At 37.0% G+C, this 19,007-nt stretch carries 24 protein-coding genes; 12 read left to right on the forward strand and 12 right to left on the reverse strand.

What is annotated here, in order from left to right; translation table 11 throughout:
• The first annotated feature begins 55 nt into the window (after positions 1–55).
• From VBD025_RS15525 to VBD025_RS15535, 3 genes are all read left to right on the forward strand, one after another.
• Complete coding sequence (locus VBD025_RS15525) at positions 56–469, forward strand: VOC family protein (protein WP_430787086.1); 414 nt, start codon at positions 56–58, stop codon at positions 467–469.
• Between the two features lie 305 nt (positions 470–774).
• Positions 775–1,362, forward strand: coding sequence for a hypothetical protein (locus VBD025_RS15530; protein ID WP_430787088.1), 588 nt, complete (start codon positions 775–777; stop codon positions 1,360–1,362).
• A gap of 159 nt (positions 1,363–1,521) precedes the next feature.
• On the forward strand, positions 1,522–2,334 hold the full coding sequence (locus tag VBD025_RS15535; protein WP_430787090.1) for a hypothetical protein: 813 nt from the start codon (positions 1,522–1,524) through the stop codon (positions 2,332–2,334).
• A gap of 73 nt (positions 2,335–2,407) precedes the next feature.
• Here the strand turns inward: VBD025_RS15535 and VBD025_RS15540 are convergent, their stop codons facing one another.
• The 6 genes from VBD025_RS15540 to VBD025_RS15565 all read right to left on the reverse strand — a co-directional run bounded on the left by VBD025_RS15540 (position 2,408) and on the right by VBD025_RS15565 (position 6,612).
• Positions 2,408–3,049, reverse strand: coding sequence for a hypothetical protein (locus VBD025_RS15540; protein WP_430787092.1), 642 nt, complete (start codon positions 3,047–3,049; stop codon positions 2,408–2,410).
• A gap of 101 nt (positions 3,050–3,150) precedes the next feature.
• On the reverse strand, positions 3,151–3,561 hold the full coding sequence (locus tag VBD025_RS15545; RefSeq protein WP_430787094.1) for a hypothetical protein: 411 nt from the start codon (positions 3,559–3,561) through the stop codon (positions 3,151–3,153).
• 171 nt (positions 3,562–3,732) lie between these two features.
• Positions 3,733–4,053: an RNA polymerase sigma factor gene (locus VBD025_RS15550; RefSeq protein ID WP_430787096.1), complete on the reverse strand. Its 321-nt coding sequence runs from the start codon at positions 4,051–4,053 to the stop codon at positions 3,733–3,735.
• Between the two features lie 198 nt (positions 4,054–4,251).
• Positions 4,252–5,304 (reverse strand): DUF4030 domain-containing protein, encoded by a 1,053-nt coding sequence (locus VBD025_RS15555; protein ID WP_430787098.1) that lies wholly within the window; start codon positions 5,302–5,304, stop codon positions 4,252–4,254.
• The gene (locus VBD025_RS15560; protein WP_430787100.1) at positions 5,294–5,839 is read right to left on the reverse strand and encodes a sigma-70 family RNA polymerase sigma factor; all 546 of its coding nucleotides are present in this window, start codon (positions 5,837–5,839) and stop codon (positions 5,294–5,296) included. Before VBD025_RS15560 ends, VBD025_RS15555 begins: the two co-directional genes overlap by 11 nt.
• A gap of 248 nt (positions 5,840–6,087) precedes the next feature.
• Positions 6,088–6,612, reverse strand: coding sequence for a hypothetical protein (locus tag VBD025_RS15565; RefSeq protein ID WP_430787102.1), 525 nt, complete (start codon positions 6,610–6,612; stop codon positions 6,088–6,090).
• Between the two features lie 210 nt (positions 6,613–6,822).
• On the opposite strand from VBD025_RS15565, the gene VBD025_RS15570 reads away from it, so the two are divergent.
• From VBD025_RS15570 to VBD025_RS15580, 3 genes are all read left to right on the forward strand, one after another.
• A complete protein-coding gene (locus tag VBD025_RS15570) occupies positions 6,823–8,058 on the forward strand; it encodes an aminopeptidase (protein WP_430787104.1) in 1,236 nt (411 codons plus the stop codon).
• Positions 8,059–8,174: 116 nt separating this feature from the next.
• Entirely contained in the window at positions 8,175–8,429 is a 255-nt protein-coding gene (locus VBD025_RS15575; RefSeq protein ID WP_430787106.1) for an AbrB/MazE/SpoVT family DNA-binding domain-containing protein, read from the forward strand.
• Between the two features lie 4 nt (positions 8,430–8,433).
• A complete protein-coding gene (locus VBD025_RS15580) occupies positions 8,434–8,829 on the forward strand; it encodes a type II toxin-antitoxin system death-on-curing family toxin (protein ID WP_430787108.1) in 396 nt (131 codons plus the stop codon).
• A gap of 122 nt (positions 8,830–8,951) precedes the next feature.
• Here VBD025_RS15580 and VBD025_RS15585 read toward each other — a convergent pair whose 3' ends face one another.
• The 4 genes from VBD025_RS15585 to VBD025_RS15600 form a co-directional block, all read right to left on the reverse strand.
• Positions 8,952–9,500, reverse strand: a complete 549-nt coding sequence (locus VBD025_RS15585; protein WP_430787110.1) for a hypothetical protein — start codon at positions 9,498–9,500, stop codon at positions 8,952–8,954.
• A gap of 138 nt (positions 9,501–9,638) precedes the next feature.
• Positions 9,639–10,763, reverse strand: a complete 1,125-nt coding sequence (locus VBD025_RS15590; protein WP_430787112.1) for an MFS transporter — start codon at positions 10,761–10,763, stop codon at positions 9,639–9,641.
• An 88-nt stretch (positions 10,764–10,851) separates the two neighbouring features.
• A complete protein-coding gene (locus VBD025_RS15595; RefSeq protein ID WP_430787114.1) occupies positions 10,852–11,403 on the reverse strand; it encodes a TetR/AcrR family transcriptional regulator in 552 nt (183 codons plus the stop codon).
• A gap of 297 nt (positions 11,404–11,700) precedes the next feature.
• Positions 11,701–12,240, reverse strand: coding sequence for a hypothetical protein (locus VBD025_RS15600; RefSeq protein ID WP_430787116.1), 540 nt, complete (start codon positions 12,238–12,240; stop codon positions 11,701–11,703).
• Between the two features lie 447 nt (positions 12,241–12,687).
• Here VBD025_RS15600 and VBD025_RS15605 point away from each other — a divergent pair, with 447 nt between their 5' ends.
• Together VBD025_RS15605 and VBD025_RS15610 are read left to right on the forward strand one after the other, a co-directional pair.
• Positions 12,688–13,029: a hypothetical protein gene (locus tag VBD025_RS15605; protein ID WP_430787118.1), complete on the forward strand. Its 342-nt coding sequence runs from the start codon at positions 12,688–12,690 to the stop codon at positions 13,027–13,029.
• Between the two features lie 74 nt (positions 13,030–13,103).
• A complete protein-coding gene (locus tag VBD025_RS15610) occupies positions 13,104–13,256 on the forward strand; it encodes a hypothetical protein (RefSeq protein ID WP_430787120.1) in 153 nt (50 codons plus the stop codon).
• A gap of 113 nt (positions 13,257–13,369) precedes the next feature.
• Here VBD025_RS15610 and VBD025_RS15615 read toward each other — a convergent pair whose 3' ends face one another.
• Positions 13,370–14,044, reverse strand: coding sequence for a permease (locus tag VBD025_RS15615; protein ID WP_430787122.1), 675 nt, complete (start codon positions 14,042–14,044; stop codon positions 13,370–13,372).
• Positions 14,045–14,354: 310 nt separating this feature from the next.
• On the opposite strand from VBD025_RS15615, the gene VBD025_RS15620 reads away from it, so the two are divergent.
• The 4 genes from VBD025_RS15620 to VBD025_RS15635 are packed head-to-tail and all read left to right on the forward strand — an operon-like array spanning position 14,355 to position 18,050.
• Positions 14,355–15,323: an ABC transporter substrate-binding protein gene (locus tag VBD025_RS15620; RefSeq protein ID WP_430787124.1), complete on the forward strand. Its 969-nt coding sequence runs from the start codon at positions 14,355–14,357 to the stop codon at positions 15,321–15,323.
• Between the two features lie 54 nt (positions 15,324–15,377).
• Positions 15,378–16,394 (forward strand): FecCD family ABC transporter permease, encoded by a 1,017-nt coding sequence (locus tag VBD025_RS15625; RefSeq protein WP_430787126.1) that lies wholly within the window; start codon positions 15,378–15,380, stop codon positions 16,392–16,394.
• Positions 16,387–17,430, forward strand: coding sequence for a FecCD family ABC transporter permease (locus VBD025_RS15630; RefSeq protein WP_430787128.1), 1,044 nt, complete (start codon positions 16,387–16,389; stop codon positions 17,428–17,430). Before VBD025_RS15625 ends, VBD025_RS15630 begins: the two co-directional genes overlap by 8 nt.
• Positions 17,427–18,050 carry an IucA/IucC family C-terminal-domain containing protein gene (locus VBD025_RS15635; RefSeq protein WP_430787130.1) on the forward strand — a complete coding sequence of 208 codons (624 nt, stop codon included), beginning with the start codon at positions 17,427–17,429 and terminating at the stop codon, positions 18,048–18,050. The genes VBD025_RS15630 and VBD025_RS15635 overlap by 4 nt, the downstream gene beginning before the upstream one ends.
• 154 nt (positions 18,051–18,204) lie before the next feature.
• Here VBD025_RS15635 and VBD025_RS15640 read toward each other — a convergent pair whose 3' ends face one another.
• Positions 18,205–18,861 (reverse strand): Type 1 glutamine amidotransferase-like domain-containing protein, encoded by a 657-nt coding sequence (locus VBD025_RS15640; protein WP_430787132.1) that lies wholly within the window; start codon positions 18,859–18,861, stop codon positions 18,205–18,207.
• Positions 18,862–19,007: the final 146 nt, after the last annotated feature.

Raw genomic sequence — 19,007 nt, forward strand, 5'->3', positions numbered from 1 at the left:
CCCTTCCTAACTGAAGAATATATGGTCCATTAGAAATAAAAAAGGAGAAATAATTATGACAAAGCAATTTTGGATTAACTTGCCGGTTAAAGATACAAATAAATCAAAAGCGTTTTATAGCAAACTTGGATTTTCTACTCATACACCTCCTGGTAATAGCGACCAAGTTCAATTAGTCATAGGAGATAATAATGCTATCGTAATGCTTTTTCCTGTTTCCACTTTCAAAAGCTTTACCAAGAATGAAATAGTCGATGCTAAGCAAGCTACTGAAGTATTATTTTCCATTGATGCAGAAAGCAAAGCAGAAGTAGATGAAATAGCAGAAAGAGCAGTAGAGGCTGGAGGTACAATTTATGGTGAGCCAGCAGAGAACCAAGGTTGGATGTACGGTTGCGGTTTTGCAGATTTAGATGGTCACCGCTGGAATGTGTTGTATATGGATATGAGCAAAATGCCGAAGCAGTAAGAAATAGAAAGCTACATCTTATTAAGAACTGGTACTTAAATGAATATAAAACCAAATGATGATTCGTTCTTGGCACTAAGTACGAAATATCATTTTACTGCAGAGGACTTCCAGTTATTTAGGAGTCCCCTCTTTTTTATGTACATTAGCTAGCATTCCTCCCCCCTCAGTAGGGTTTCAGTATATCCAGCTGCATATTCTTTTGTATTTTTGACAAACCATTCAGAATATTTATGTTAAACTATAAATAGCTATTGGTAATAATTGTATTTCAGCTAACATAGTTGCGATTAAGGAGGAGTCCTATGAAAAAACTTTTAAACTTAAATACGCTGTATATTGCAGTGGGAATCATCGTTCTTGGTGTCGTGCTTATACCTTTAGGAGTGCAGAAATACAATCTTTGGACACAGGGAATCAATTATTTTACGAATAACAATGATGAATTTCTCAATAATTCGGTCCCTATTGACGGAGAATACACAGTCGAAGTTGATTTAAATAACTTGCAGAGTAACGAAGGAAAAGAGCTTTATCAGGAAAACGACGTCCAAATTTATGTCTCAAAAGTAATTGCTCATAGTAAAGAGGAATATGAATTAATCTTTACGGCAAAAGGGGATTATAGTCTTGGTGGCGCGACATTAGTATCGGGTGTGGCACAGAACGATACGAACGATGGTGCAGAAAATAACTTTCAAGCGAATGCAAAAGCAACGTACAAAGGTGATACATTTAATTTAAGCCATTCTAAAAATTCAAGCGAGCTAGATGAATTTGGATTTCGTATGGAGCTGCCCGACGATATAGTTTCTGATCTGGAGGAAGATGGAATAATTGATGTGGAAGTTAAAGATTTATATGTGAATATTTGGGCGGAGAAGTCATCTTGAGTAGGTAAACGAGATAACTTCATTTTGTCACCGAACACCAATTATATAGCAATCTCTTATTCAATTAAGTGATAAGGAAACAGCGAGAACGGTTGAACTTACCTTAATACAAGTATACCGCGTTTTATAACCCACTAACAGATAAAGAGGAGAACTAACATGATAGCAGAAATGTATCAGCGAAGAATGAAAGGTTCGATTGTGGCACTAGTTGCATTACTTGCCGTTATAGCGGTATGGATATTAATTGTTCCACCGCAATCTGGTGGGGAATGGTTGGAGATTTCAGTACTTGCCCTCCCCTTAGCTTTTTTAATTGCAATTTGTTTCACCAGTCGTCATAAGTATCTTCAGGTTAAAGATATACAAGTACCAGAAAAAACAGTTAGCTTAATGGAATTGGATCATTTGGTACTGAAAAAAGATGTAGGATTTTTCCCGAAGCTTTTGCTATTTCAGAAAAACGGGACATTTATCGGAAAGCTGAAGCCAGTTACTATTCCATTTTGGCTATATCCGCTTGATATATTACTCAATGAATTAACTTTAGTAATTTTCCCAGTAACATATGGCTTTTACACGATTGATAATCAAAAACGCTTCACATTTAAACGTAAAGGGTTTCTTAACACAACAGTCAGGATTTATTCAGGGGAAGGTGAAGTACTGGGCTTCTATGAGCAAGCTGATTTAAAAAGCCTCTTGACCATTAAAGGAACACTCTATAATAAATTGGGTGAGGCACTTCTCCCAGTTAACGTAAAGGGTTTTTCTGGAGATTTTACGATGAAGAATATAGATGGCAAGCAATGGGCGCATTTTTTCAATGGTTATTTTCCCCATAAATATACGGACCTTTTCCGAGATATTGATAACGATATTGTCGATTTGGCAGACGACCTGGAAGATCATGAAAAACTTTTACTGATTGCGTTAATTTCCTTTTTGTTTGTACAGAAAAGGCGGCGATAGTAGTGTTAATGAAAGGGATAAAAAATTTCTCAGTTCAATGAACTGAGATTTTATTATAGCTTTTATAAAAAATTTACTCATCAGAATCCTCTATCGTACTTTTTTGAAAATCTTGTATTAACTTCACTTCAAATTCGCCATCATAAGATACCCAATTAACAGAATCGATATGTACTTTTTTATTTATTACAGGCAAGTCATTCACTATGTTTCCAGCAATATTCATCATTGCCGCAGTTCGTTTATTATCATTAGGGGTACCATTTTTAAAAATACTATTAATCTCATCTCCAGCATTTTTGTTATCTGGTAGGATGTCAACCCTATAGTCAATTCTGTCTGTTCCTTCAATTTCACCAAAGCTTTTAGTTTTATAGTGAACACCATCGATTATATAATTGGTGTTTAAGTATTGGTCCAAGTCAAAATCCTTTGAATCATTAGCTGTCTCGATGGTAGTTGTATTTTGATTTCCTTCTTGTGTTTTCTCAGCAGCAGAATTGTCATCTGTATTAGAAGATTCATCTTCTTGTTCAGTTCCATCTGAGTCATTTATATCGTTATCGGTTTGGCTGGAAGTCGACACCTTACTGTCTTCTTTATTTTCTGTGTTTTTAGCTGACGAGGTTTCATCATTTGGAGTAAAACAACCCCCAATCATTGTCAATAAGAATGCTAATAATAAAACCACAGAAAGTGTAGTTTTTTTCTTCATTACTTATACAAACCTTTCTTAGTTAAAATATTTCCTTCGCATCAGAAAACAAATATCATAATAAGTATTCGCATGCATTTCCCAATGCTCTGTATCTTTTGTTATGTCCGTACCCCTTTATCCTCATACCAGCGAATAATTTTCCAATCCCCGTCTGATTCTTTACGCCAGACCTCAAGTGCTAAAGCTCTGACCATAACCGATTCCTCTTTATTTTGGTGAATTACTTCATAGGATACAGCAGCTTGGTTTGTTGATTGCGGAACAATTTTAATGCCCGTAAAGACGAAGTGTATATCCTTTCCTTTATAATACTCTGCTGCTAATCGATTACCTTCTTTTATACTTTCTGCATTGAATTGCTCTAACTCCCCAACCCAAGGCATGTAAAGCCATCCTTGAAAATCATAAGAATATAGACTATTCATTTCCTCAAAAAGTCCTTCTGAAAATTTTTGATGCAATTCCATCATTTTATAAAGTTTGGTTGATACTTCTTGTTCGATAGTCAATATTTTCCCCACCCTTTCAAAAAAGCTTCTTCCATGATTCTGTTACGTTATTTTAAGTACATTGGTTTACATATGTATTTTAACATAAAATTCCAATAATTTATCAAAAAAACTATATGTACTACTCAAACCATTTTATGGTGAAGATTTGAAAAGTTACAATCAAAGGGTTTATGAATTCAAACCGAATAATTCTTCTGGACTATTCTTAGGTGAATGTTCTACTTTTTTATATTGAACAGCTTGATCCCTCTTAACACTCTCTCTTTTTCTTTTTCGCATTTCATCAATTGCAACATTTCGTGCAATACTTATTAACCACGTTTTTGGTTCTGAATTCCCTTTAAAAGTATTTACATTCCTTACAGCTTTGATAAATACTTCCTGCACAAGGTCATCAACATCTACCTTGCCAGTATAATAAACAAGGAAATTCAGAATGTCATCATGGTATTGTTTAAACCATAATGCTATCTTTTTATTGTCTTTCATTACTTCTCCTCCATAAGTTCTTCTAATAATTAGACGAAAGATTTTATAAAAAATTTCAATGAATTTTGATTTATACATTACGGTCATCCTTTTTTTTACACGTCGTTGTATTTTTAAACGGGAGGAAGTCGAAAAATTTTCTTTCTTTAAGAAAAAACCGCTACAAAAGTATGTAACGGTTCAATTACCTATTCCACTTTATTCAACTTTAATTTCCTTTTTATCCTTACTTAACACGATCACATTGTAACGATCATCACGTATCGTTTGGGTATCTTCACTCGACTGGATAAACAAGTCAATTTCCGAGTGAATTTCTTTAGCAATTTCTGAAGCTTTTGGATTATCCGAGTCAAGGGATGTTTTAATCTTAAGTTGTAATGGATAAGGATGAAATGAGTAGGAATAAGTAGTTACATGCAGATCATTAGCTTCCATTAATGCTCTTCCAATATGCTCGATAGCACGGGTTTTCCCCCATCGTATTTCTTGCTGGCGGGCGGTTTTCTGCACTTGCCTTACATCTAGCTTATATTCATCCCCGTAAGCCTCAGCTTCTTTCTTCACTATCTCTTTTAATTGTTCCAAACGATTCTCGGATTCAGGTACAATGACGTTTATATACACCCCTTCTAGATTATTAATACGAACAGATATTGGAAACATAAGCTCATATTCTTGTGATTTCAAGCGCTTTTTCAACGTAGTCTTTAATGCTTCACTGTCTTGCATATCCTCTTCTAATTCCGCTTTTCTTCGCTCGGTTTGAATCTTTTCTGGTTCTTCATAAGCAACCACTTTTACGTCATAACTGGTGAAGCCGGATTTTTCAAACTGAGACTCTATTTGATTGGAAATGCTTTTGTTATTTTCGGTTAACCCTCTTATATGGACTTTCACTTCTTTCTCATCTACATGTATTTGAAGGTCTCCAAGTTCCATTCCATTTTCTTCTACAACAAGATTAACTTTATCCAAAATGCTTTCCATCTTCTCATTTCGTTGTTCTTCTTCTTTTATGAATTGACTTATATACGGAATTTTTGCAAGAACAGTTTCTATATCTTGTGTAAATACAGTACCACCGATTAATAACATTACTAAGATTGCAACTGTTAAACCAGCATAGAATCGTTTTCCGGGCTTTTTCTTTTGTGGAGGGCTGTCGATCTCATTCAACACCTTTTGCTGGTTTTTCTTTGTGAAATGCATAGAATCTGCCCTTTCCGGATACTTCCATTTATTTTTCAAAAACCATCCCTCCTTCTATCAGATTTTTCATGGCCTTCCTGGCGCGAAATAGTCTGCTTTTCACAGTATCTGGATTAACTTTTAAAACATTAGCTGTTTCATCTACAGTTAAATCTTCATAATAATAAAAAATAAGTACCTCTCGTAGTTTTACTGAAAGCTTTAATACTTGTTCAAAAAGCAAATCATTTTCCTCTTTTTCCATAACCTGATTATCTAGAGCTTCTATAAATCTTCCGTTATCTTTAATCAGTGCATTAGGAATTAAATTACGAAATGACCAACTTCTAAGGTAATCTTTGCAGCAATTCACCGTAATTCTGTATAACCAAGACTTATAGGATGAGCGGTTCTCAAAAGAATCGATGGATTGGTAACAACGAATAAATACTTCTTGTGAAATATCCTCAGCAAGATGTCGTTCTTTTACATATGTAAATGCCACACGGATCACCATATCACCATAACTTTCCATTAGTTCCACCAAAAGCTCTCTGTTGGATTTATCGCCTTGTTGTTCTCTATCATCATGCATAACATACCCCCCTTTTCTTTCATTAGTTAGACGAAATTCATAGCGTTACAGTTCCCCTAACGTAATCAATTTGTATCTGTAATTAGTCAAAAAAAAAAGACGCTTCCTCTGTTTAATAGCGCCCTGCACAAGATTTAAAATATTTTTAGTAGCAACGAAGATCGGTATGCACCAATAACCTTGTTATATGAAAGATGTAAAAATTTCCAAAAAAAGATTAGGAGATATCTCTCATAGCCATGTTGTTTTTACTTATCCTGAACGTCTATAACTAATATATCGAATAACTTACCGTCAATATAAACTAAGAGTGCCCATTTTCCTGCATCTGGCAGCATGACATTTGATGGCAAACTCGCATCTGCTCCATTTATTTCACTACCACCAATACCATTTCTTGACCAATATCCGCCACTAAAAACAGTACTAATCTTGGAATTATCTTGGTTGTAACCGACAACTGTTAATTCACCTTTTTCAATCCCCCAAAAATGCCATAACCACTTTTCTACGTTATTAGGCGTTAATTCTGGTCCTATTATTCCTAGTTTATTTTTGTTGCCGAACATAACACTTCCTGTGCCAGTTTCAAGTTCGGTAGCTTTTCTATTCCAATCTATTTTTTCAAAGTCTTTCTCCGTTATAAAACTCGGAATATCTTCAGGCAGGGTGATTGTAATTGAATGTTGGTCTTTTTGAACTTTTGATGTTTCACAACCAACTAATACAATTAGGCATACTAAAAATGCTGTAAAAAGTATTGTTAATTTCAAGATCTCCCCCCTTTCCATAAAAACATTTACTATTTCCAATATTAACATAAAAAACCATTAGTATTTATTCAAAAATGAAGATTCCCTTTTTTATACCAGGTCCTTCTTGCATTAGCTTGAGGTTCCATTTTTTTATAAAGCATTCTGAATATTTATGGTAAAATAAATATTAGTATTACTGATTATAGATACCCTTAGGAGGAACTTTATATGAAAACGTTCGAGGAAAAGCTGGATCAATACGCTGAACTTGTTGTTAAAATTGGTTTGAGTATTCAAGAGGGGCAACGCTTATTGATTAATTCCCCGCTTGAAGCTAAGGAATTTACGCGAAAAGTCACAAAACATGCTTATGATAATGGCTGCAAACATGTGTTTGTTGACTGGAAGGATACGGAGGTCAATCGCCTACATATTGAAAAAGCTTCTGAAGAGAGATTAAAGGATGACCTTCCTCAATGGGAAATTGACAAGTTTACTAGTTTTGCAGAAAACCATGATTGCTTGCTGAACATCACTGGAGATGATCCGAGTGCGTTCAAAGGCTTATCACCAGAACGTATTATGTGGGTACAGCAGAATCGTGGGGAGAAACTTCAAGCCATTTCAAAAGCACAGCTTAACGGCGAGATGCACTGGGCAATCGCTGGTGTGCCAACAGCTGGATGGGCTAAAAGCGTTTTTCCGGATAAAGAGGAAGAAGAAGCGATCGACGCCCTGTGGGAAGCAATTTTCAAAACGGTCCGCATCGATCAGGAAGACCCGATTGCAGCATGGGAAGAGCATAACAAATCCCTGAATGAAAAAGCCGATTACCTGAATGAAAAGCGTTTCAAGACGTTATATTATCAATCGGAAGGTACTGATTTGACAGTTGACCTTCACCCTGATCACATATGGATCGGCGGCGGTCATGAGTCAACGTTCAACACGTACTACATGCCGAACCTTCCGACTGAAGAAGTGTTTACGACCCCTCTCAAAACTGGTGTCAATGGAACGGTTTCAAGTAAAAAACCATTATCTGCCATGGGAAGTCTGATCGATAACTTCAGCCTTACGTTTGAAGACGGGAAAGTTGTCGATTTCCGTGCAGAAACAGGCTATGACACGCTGAAACAATTGCTTGAAATCGATGATGGCATGAAATTCTTAGGGGAAGTTGCGCTTGTACCGCATGACTCTCCAATCTCAAACAGCGGAATTATTTTCAACAACACATTATACGATGAAAATGCTTCCTGCCACGTTGCAATTGGTACTGCCATTACGATGGGAGTGAAGGACGCTGCCAACGTTTCAAAAGAAGATTTGATAGAAAGAGGAATTAATCAAAGTAATGGTCATACCGATTTCATGATCGGCTCTGCTGACCTGAATATTATCGCAGAAACAAATGACGGGCAAAAAGTGCAGTTGTTTAAAGATGGGAATTGGGCGATTTGAGGTTAGATGTGGAGTTTATGTCAGACTTTCTCAAGCACAAATGTTATAATGTATGTATATAATAATGTATGTATATTTTGTTTGTGACAGTCTATACTAGGAGAAAGAATAAAGAAATGAGAGTGATGAAAATGAATAAGGAGACACGAAAAGTAACGCAATTCGGTAATAGCTTGGGGGTTGGTATACCAAGAAAAATTATAGACTCGCTAAACATACGACGTGGTGATGAAATCGAATTTGAAGTAAAAGATGACATGATTATATTAAAAAGAAATAGTAAATTAGAAGACCAGGTGGATATTGAAATGGTAAAAATGCTGCAAGAAACATTTCAGGATCACAACGAATTGTTTAAGAGGTTAAAATAGTATAATGAATATTGACTATTTAACTGTAAGAGACGTAACAATCATTCATTTTATGGTCATGAAAAAATACGGAGCAGGCGAGCATGCTGGAATTAGAGAGCAAGGATTATTGGAGTCAGCTGTACATCGTCCCCAACAATCAGCTTTTGGAGAAGACGCTTATCCTTTATTCAATGAGAAAGCTGGTGCACTATTTGAATCTTTAGCAAGAAATCATTGCTTTTTTAACGGTAATAAAAGAACGGCTTTTGCTTCTCTTGATATATTTCTAAAGAAAAATGGGGTTTATATCATGCAGAATACAGATGAAAATGAGGAATTTACTGTTGCGGTTGCAGAAGGTAAAGTTAGTTTATCAGATAGTGTCATTTGGCTTAAGAGTCATACCAAAAAACGTTAATAAAGATTAAAACCGTCCTGCCCCGTGCTGGACGGTTTTTGTTCATAACTGGAGCACCTTCCTCCAAGCATTATCAATGTTTAATTACTTTGTCATTTTATCACACCATTATAACTAGAACTTTAATATTGAGGCACTAATATATCTTCCCCTTTTCGTTTAGTTAGCTGACTTTCGATGATAAAGAATTCATTAATTATTCTAAGCGTTATTTCTGAAGCATAACTTTTATGATCTAACGTTGTATAATACAGCCATATTTTTATATAATCTTGCTTTAAATAATCATATACACTGAAATGAAATTCCCCTTTTTCAATTTCTCCGTCAAAGACAGCTTTCGAAGGACTTTCGCCTGCAACATGGCTGACAATGATGTCCTTATCATTTTTATTTATTAGGGAAAACAGTATAGATTCTGCTTCTCTCGAATAAAATTTAGCTTTAAATATTGGCACAAAGCTAAGATTATATTCCTTCTTCTGATCTTCATACATCTGTTTATTAAGGATGGTAGATTCTTTACTTGCTTTAACAGATTTGTAGCTGATCCAAATAGATAATATTAACAATATCGGGGACAGTATATTAACTACTAAGGTTATATAATCAAACATGTCTTTTTCTCCAAGCGCTTGCAATATATCCAGCCAATCATTTTTCGCCACCATTATCCCCTCCCCAACTGGTGCGTTTGCTTAACAGCCTTGAATTGTCTTAAAATTAAACTATGCTAACAATACTTAAAAAGAACTGCACCTAAAGTCGAAGGTCTAATTCCCATCTGCGACAATCGGTGCGAAGTCACACTACCCACTCTTAGGTCTCAATACTAAGGTCAGGTAACCAACAAGGGAAAATACAATAAAAAGAAAATAATACCCTTCCATACCAGCGATTATTCCAGCAAGGATGGAGCCTATCATTTGTCCAAATGCCAGCAGTATGAATGGAATACCTAATCCTAACGAAGGATTACGCTTAAAAATGGAAATCCCCCAAATTATTAAAACGCCACTCATGAAAATATACGAACTTCCAAAAAGGATTGGGGAGAGTACCCCTGTGACTTTGTTTCCTGACAAAAATACTAATGTCAGTGAGGATGTAGACAGCAGTAACACAGAAATCCTGTACGCACTTACTACCCCAAACTTATTGATTACTGTACCTACAGTACCACCGAATAATCCTGCAGTTCCGATGATCACCCAAAACCATTCGCCAAGATATCCAGGCGCGCTATCTAAATTTAAAATATAATCGCGAGAGAACGTCCAGTATGCTGAACTGGCGATTCCTAAAAATATCGAAGCAATGATTAGCTGGAATGCAGGTTTCAAATGCTTATAATGGAAACTAACTGTCCCCTTCTTTTCTACAGAATGATCACTCGGAAGCTGTTTGTAATTTAATAGTAAAACAAAAATAGCGATCCCCATATATATGAAATAGCTTATTCGCCACTGGTCCATGAGTAATATAGCAATCAGTCCAGTAAATGCTATTCCAATACTGGTTCCAGAGTTTATCCATGAATTCGTTTGGTTTTGCAGATTTTTCTCCATATGCGTACTAACAATAGCTGCATACGGTGGCGACGAAAACCCTGTACTAAGACCAGCCACAAAAATCCCTAATCCGAGAATGATCGGATTTGAAGAAACAGCAATTAATCCAAGTCCTACAACCGATAAGAATCCAGCAGTCAAAAGAATAACTTTAGGTGTAACTCGCTTAGAAAATACAATAGCTAATAAGACAGCTATACAGTAGGCAAGATACGATAAAGATGATATCAGCCCTGAAGTAGATGGATTCATATTTATTGATTCATTAATATAGGGAAGCATTAACCCAAAACTAAAGCGGGATAATCCATATGTGACAGCTATCATAGGCATGCCCGCTGCTATCAGTTTTTTTGAATTCATTCTGCACCTCCATTTTATTTTTTATATATAACGTTCATTATAATAAATAGTAAAAAAAAAGGAATAACAAAAATTATTCCTGGTATATTCATTCGGAATCTATAATGTTTTCCGCTAAATGATACGCGCTGTGCCGTACCTTTTCTAGATCGAGTATTTGGATCATCGAGGTGATTCCTTCTAATAAAATTGAAATTTGCACGCTAATAGCTTCACTGTTCTTAAAACCCAAAAGGTCATTCTTGATTTTATTTATCAGTTTTTGCTTATGTTCTTTGCTTAAAGATGAAATCTGCTCGTTTGTATCTTTATACTCTTGTTTCGCTCTTAAGAACAAGCACCCATTAGTACCCGCTTCTTCCACCCATTTGAGGTGTGCTTCCATGATAGAGCTAACATACGCTTTAAGCCCTTTCTCTTTGACAATTATACTGTCTACTAGCAAGAAATATTGTTTTTCTCTTTGACGTAAAACTTCTACAATTAATTCTTCCTTTGATTTAAAATGATAATACATCGTCATCGTAGCTACTTCTGCTTGTTCAAGTATCCGCTTAACACCAACCGAATGAAATCCTTGCTGATAAAATAACGCTTCAGCTGTATTCACAATAGCTTCTTTTTTATTGGACTTTTTCATGCGCACCCTCCTTATGTATAACGTTCATTATAATAAAGTTATCACATATGTTTTATTTAATCAATAACTGCAGAAAGTTGATGTCCAAAAATAGATTTTCTCAAGTTTAATAGAGCAAAGATGAAAGAAATAACGAATGATTAAGCGAAAAAGATTACACTATCTTTTTATAATTTTACATAAAAGGTTGTAATTCATGGAAAATAATGGATAATGAATAACGGGTCTTGACTTCCCCTGACTCATATAAAATGCTCTCACTATGTGAGGGCATTATTATTATTTATTTAAAAAAGGTTAAAGTTGGCTTACATTTTTCTCTTTTCGTTTTGTTAGTTGACTTTCGATTATAAAGGATTCATTAATCATTCGAAGCGTTATTTCTGAAACATAACTTTTATGATCTAGCGTTGTATAACACAGCCATATCTTTATATAATCGTGATTTAAATAGTCATATACACTAAAATGAAATTCCCCATTCTCAATTTCTCCTTCAAATACAGCTTTCGATGGATTTTCGCCTGCAACATGGGTCACAACGATGTCCTTATTATTTTTATTGATAAGGGAAAACAATATACATTCTGCATCCCTCAAATAAAATTTTGTTTTAAATGTTGGTACAAAGCTAAGATTATATTCCTTCTTCTGATCTTCATACATCTGTTTATTAAGGATGGTAGATTCTTTACTGGCTTTAACAGATTTATAGCTGATCCAAATAGATACTATTAATATTATCGGGGACAATATAGTAACTCCCAAGGTTATATAATCAAACATGTCTTTTTCTCCAAGCGTATTTAATATATCCAGCCAATCTTTTTTCGTCACAATGATCGCCTCCCCAACCGGTTCGTTTATTTAACGGCGTTGCTCAGCATGATTGTTGAATTGTCATAATCCAGTCTGTTTAGGTAATTGTATCAATTTTTTTGAATTATTGATCTTTATTTCAGATTTATTTTGGGCTAATGTCAACAATTCAAGTAAACAATTCCCTTCTTCACTTACGGCTGCGTTAGTATAATATAATTGAGCAGCTATTCGTGATGGTGATTGTTCAGAGGTTTAAAAGAGTATTATGTTACTATGATGTTAGAAATGTGAAGAAATGAATGTAAACTAATGGAGCAGGATTGTTTAAGATTGTTGTTCAACTTGTGTTCAGCAATTGGTCTATTTAATAGAAGTAAAATGAATATGATTTAAGGATATGAATTTTTAAAGGTAAGGCGGATGAATAACAAGAAATCCTATTTTGATGAAGGAGGTAAAGAAATGCTTACAGAAACATTTCCAGATTGGGTATGGTATATATATTACTCGTTTTTTTTACTAACACTTGGTGCTGCAGTGTTTAGTCTTTTTCGAAAAAAACTTAGAAAAAGATTTAAACTAATGTCTAGTGTCACGATAGTCGTCGGTGTTACGTTACCGATAGTATCTTTACTAGGTGGCATTTCATGGTACACCGAAGAACTAAATGAGCTTGGGATTTTAGTTAGTCGCTTACAACAAGGTGATTTATGGTCTATTTATGTAGTTGCAGGATCCTTATATCTACTGGTCTGGTGGCTTATATTCTTATTTATACTCCTAAGTAAAAACAAAAAAATTTAGCACCTTATAAAAGTAACGGGTGGGCTAATTTAATAAGGACTTACAAAAGTTTACAGAAAATAGGGGGAATTGGAATGATTTTAGGGTTAATTTTTTTTGGGTTAATCATATTACTTTTAGGTTTTTTTACGCCTATTGGTACTGCAAACGTTCTACTAATTTCTACGCTACTGATTATTTCAGCAATTGTTCTGGCAATAACTCGCTATTTAAAAAGAAAACGATAACTCGCCTACATATGTTTCTTCTTCAACTATAGGATGCTTTAGTGGAACAAGCACCCATTATTTTAGCATCCTCTGCGTTCTTTATAATCTAACAATCTGTTCTTCAACTAAATTCATATAAATCTTCTTAAATATTCATCATATATTTTGTTCATAACGTTGGGTGTGTTTTCAATATAAACATTAATTTGTTCATTGTTTGATTCGAATTTATCAGCGTTTCTTTCTTCATCTGTTGGAAAATCAGATATTCCTTTAATAATAATACATTCAACATCATTCTTCTTACAGATATAAGCAATTGCACCTGATTCTGTATCGGCAATAGTTATTTCGTTTTCTTTAAGTTCTAAATAGTCCTTCCACATAACTACTGCTTTATCAGCGGTGCCAATTGTTCCAGTATAAAAATCATTTCCATAGTTTGATAGATCCATATCGACTACGAACGATTGTTTAATAAACGGCTCAACTTCTTTTACTGTGCAATCATATTGAACAGCTTTATTGGGTACAAAAACGTCCAAATTGTGAAACGTATCATCTATTCCTGCACATGTTCCAGCAACGATTACTTTCGTTAACGTAAATTTAGAAATCATATACTGGTTACCACCAACACCATTTACTTTCCGTACACCGGTACTATAAAAAACAAGTTCGGTATCATTAATTGTTCTTATGAAATACTCGCCATACGGATAATCAAAAATTTCGTTATCTGTTATACCGAAATATTCCAATGTCGCTTCATATTCCCACTTCGTTGCTATACTTATTCCTATCATCGACTTATCACCCTACACATTTAATTTGTCACTATTGCATTACGCTGTTCATTAATAATTCGTTATTCATATGTAAATATCCTTTTTTACTTACCTGGTTCGATAATCATTTTAACATTAAAAGTGATTATTGCCCCGTGTCCCCCTCTCTGCGATAACTGCGACAATAACACAATCCGAATTGTCAGCTCGACTACGTTTTGAAAAGACATTCTCTTATCCAAACCTCTATTGACAATGATTCTCACTTACGGTAGTATAATCTTTATTGAAAATGATTCTCACTATCAATTGAATGGAGGAATTACATATGTCTAAAATCTTTTCAAAATGGGGCGTTCTTCTACTCGTCCTGATAATGATAGCTTTGCTTGCCGCTTGTGGAAATTCGGATGATTCAGGTGAAACTACTGATGATTCTCCAAAGGAAGAAACGCGTACAATCGGACACGCGATGGGCACAACAGAAATTAAAGGAACACCTGAACGAGTCGTTACCCTTTACCAAGGGGCTACCGATACAGCAACAGCTTTCGATGTAGAACCGGTCGGAATCGTTGAGTCATGGGTGCAGCAGCCGATTTATGAATACCTTCGGGAAGATTTAGATGGTACTCCTATCATCGGCCAAGAAACGCAGCCAAACCTAGAAGAGATTGCTGCCAAAAAACCTGATGTCATTTTCGCTTCCAAAATGCGTCATGAGGACATCTACGAAAAGTTGAGTCAGATTGCACCTACAGTAGCAATTGATGCTGTATATGACTTCAAAGGTACCGTCAACCTGATGGGAGAAACATTGAATAAACAAGAACGTGCCGATGAAATACTATCGAAATGGAATAATCGAGTGGAAGATTTTACTACGAAAGCAGAAGAACAACTTGGCGACAAATGGCCGCAGAACGTTGCACTGATTAACTTCCGTACGGATCATGCCCGCATCTATTATGATAGTTTCGCAGGTTCTATTTTAAAAGAAGCCGGGTTTACTCGTCCTGACAACCAGCAAGGTGATGATTGGGGCGTCAAACTGACTGATAAAGAAAGTATCACCGCAATGAATGCAGATGTATTCTTTGTCTTCATGGGTGATGAACCAGCTGTAGAAGATACGTATAACGAATGGACGAAACACCCGCTTTGGAAAGAGCTTGATGCTGTTAAAAATGATCAGGTTTACCGCGTCGATCAAGTCATCTGGAACATGGCGGGCGGAATTGGTGCTGCTAACTTGATGCTCGATGAACTATATGAACATTACAATCTAGCGAAATAACTTACAAAGATAGGGGCACGTTCCCCTATCTTTGCTGCTATGGAGAGAAAATTTATGAAACTATTTAAGTCGTATCCCTTGGCGCGATGGTTATTCTTAGCTGGTACGGTACTCTTGTTTATGATTGCCGTCTTAGGAAGCATCGCCATAGGAAAAACCTCGATTCCGCTTTCTGTCGTTTGGGATGCTTTGTTCCATTATGATCCGTCCATTACAAAACATATAATCGTACGTTCTTCCCGTCTTACACGTACGCTGATTGCGGTTACGATTGGCGCAAGCCTTGCAATTGCAGGAATGCTGATGCAGGCTATAACCCGTAATCCGCTCGCCGCTCCAGATATTTTCGGTGTTAACGCCGGAGCATTGTTCTTCATTGTATTTTCTGCAACTTTTTTATCCGTTGATTCGTTAACCGGGTATATGTGGATTGGTTTTTTAGGTGCTGGAATAGCTGGAGTTATGGTCTATTTCCTTGGATCGATTGGCGAAGGGGGATTACCACCAATCCGTCTGGTTCTCGCAGGTGCCGCAATCAGTGCGCTGTTCATTTCGTTTACCCAAGGAATGCTCGTTTTAGATGAACAACGGATGCAAAGCGTACTTTTTTGGCTTTCCGGGTCTGTTGCAGGACGGAATATGGAAATGCTACTTCCTGTCCTGCCGTTCATTATCCTCGCCATTCTCATCGCACTGTTTATGGGGAAATCATTGAATATCTTGATGTCGGGTGAGGATGTCGCAAAAAGTCTTGGTCAAAACACGATGCGTATCAAGTTGCTCGCTGGCCTGGTCATTATTTTCTTAGCAGGCGGCGCTGTTGCTATCGCAGGATCGATTGGTTTCGTCGGTCTTGTCGTCCCGCACATTACCAAAGGGATTACCGGTCCGAATTATCAATGGGGAATTCCTCTCAGCGGTTTATTTGGAGCGATTTTGCTTTTGCTTTCTGACGTTATCGCAAGGCTGATTATCGCTCCTTCTGAAATGCCGATCGGTGTCATGACAGCTATTATAGGAGTGCCGTTCTTTATTTATGTAGCTAGAAAAGGAGTGAAGAAACATGCCTGAGCATTACACACTGCGAAACAAAACAGATTCCTTTTCTATGCAAATCCACAAGCGCTCCCTTTTCCTTCTGATTTTTTTAGCCTTGTTAACCTGCGGGGTGTTTATTGTCAGTTTAGCAGCGGGAAGCAGCTATATCCCTGTTTCATCCGTGATAAAGGAGATCTTTTCGGAGAGTGATCATGCGTTTGTCTTAAATGAATTACGTGCTCCACGCGTACTAATGGCGGTTGTGGTAGGAGCCGGACTTGGTGTTTCCGGATTGATTTTACAAGGAATGATTCGGAATCCGCTTGGCTCCCCGGACATTGTCGGTGTGACCGGTGGGGCTTCAGTAGGAACGGTCCTGTTTATCATCTATTTCCTAGGTGATGTGAGCGTGCACTGGCAACCGCTCGCATCGATAATCGGAGCTGCGGTAACTACTGCTATCATTTATTTGCTTTCGTGGAAAAATGGAGTCACCCCAATGCGGCTGATTTTAATTGGGATTGCCATTTCCGCGCTGACAAACGCTGTCGTTACAACGTTCATGGTATCAAGCGAGTCGACAGTCTCAACAAAAATCTATTTATGGCTGACAGGAAGCTTGTATGGGGCGAACTGGCAAGAAGTCACCATTCTCATCCCTATCATGGTCGTCCTCATCTTAGCTACCTTGTTTTTTGCCGGAATCGTCAATGTCAAACAGCTCGGCGATGATATAGCAATCGGAATGGGTGTACGAGTCCAGTTCTTCCGATTCCTGCTTCTGGCGATGAGTGTCGCGCTCGCCGGCACTGCCGTTTCGTTTGCAGGAGGTATTGCTTTTGTTGGTTTGATAGCACCTCATATTGCAAGGCTCCTGCTAAACCGCTCGTTCGTAAATCTTGTATTCGGATCTGCTTTGATTGGCGCTTTACTTGTCATGGTTGCCGACATCATAGCACGTACGGCATTTTTACCTTCTGATATTCCAGCAGGGGTCTTTACAGCTGGAATCGGCGCACCATTCTTTATTTATTTACTGTATCGAAAACGAGAGGGGATGAAGGAATGATTGCAACAGCTTCATTACTAGATAAATCAGCATGTCGAGTATTTTTACAACACCAGCAGAAACGGATTCATGCTCCGAACTTGAAGGTGACGGCATCTATGATGATGAAAAAATATGCGCAAGTCCTCCCCCCTCGTATTCTCGATCCGATGATTTTTGAAAAGCAAGGGAAAGCGATTCCCATTTCAGCCTGTCACTTAAGTGAAGACTTGGAATTATTCGTGGATGAATCACGGATCTATGAGACAAAATCTGTATCAGATGCGTGGGATAGTCTCTTTGCGAATCATCTCACCCGTGTGCTAATGGCCTTCCATTCAACGACGAACCTTCCAACGCATATTTTATGGGAAAACATAGCTGTACGATTGAACTCGTATCTCCGAAAAGCAGTGGAACAATATCCTGAGCATAACGAACGAATTATCGAGGTGGCAGAAGAATTGCACAGCTTGAGCGGGGACAGTTTCAAGTGGGACACACACCCGATTAGTGCCTATCTCACTCCCCTCACCGCACTGACTGACCAACGGAAACGAAAGACTTGCTGCTACTATCATAAGTTAGACAAAGAAAAGGAAATGACGCATTGCCTCGTTTGTCCGTTGAAATGCTCCTAATTATTGGTTAATGAGTTCAGTTTTGGGAGAGAAAAACAGGAATAACAATGCAACATACACACTAATTAGCGTATGCTTTACGAACAAATCATCAATATAGATAGCAGGCAAAAACGCTCATGTCTGAGCGTTTTTCATTAGCCATTCACCTAAACTAGATCGTCGCATCCAATTTTTGAATGTTTGATTGAGAAATTAAATAGACATCCCCAATAATGTCAATTTTGTCTCCCTTTGTACGAACAGCGCAATCTTTGTTCGACGCATAAATATTTATTTCTTCTGACAAGGGAGACAGTTCTCTAAGCACAAGCCCCATGTTATTTTCAAGATCAAAATGTGCTAAGACGGAAAACTCGTCAAGGCCGACTCCTTCGTAAACAGAGCTTCCTTCAACTTCATCTCCTAAGTTTTGTGAGCATAACCATTTAGCAGACATGTTAATCGCACCTGCACTTGCCCCCACTACAACTGCGCCGCTTTTTTTAATCCAATCCGACAATTCATATTCCATCAAAAAAACATTTTGTTTAAGCGTATTTCCCCCCAACAAAAAAATGACTGAAGCATTTTGAATTATCGTTTGGGCATCTTCCTTCTGTACGCGATAATTAATTAAATGATATTCATCAAACACAATGCCAGCCTGATCTAGCCACGAGCGTTCAGTAGTACCATCATCTTCATCACTAGATGGATTCGAGCTAATCATAGCAATCGATTTTCTATCCGTTATATCCCCCTGTAACACCCTTCCCAGATTCTCTGGAAAAAAATTATTAAACCAACCTAAATAATAGTGAGTTTTCATAAGTACCTCCGTAGTAAAGTGTAACTAACATTTATTCCTCGCGTCACTCATTCTATTTTCTCGTAACCAACAAAATACGCTCGATATGGACCGATAGTGGAAGAAGAAATGCCTTCCTTATTGAACTAAAGCACCAGTTACTTAAA

Source organism: Virgibacillus flavescens, from assembly GCF_050574275.1.
In the GTDB taxonomy this organism is placed as follows: Bacteria; Bacillota; Bacilli; order Bacillales; family Amphibacillaceae; genus Virgibacillus_F; species Virgibacillus_F flavescens.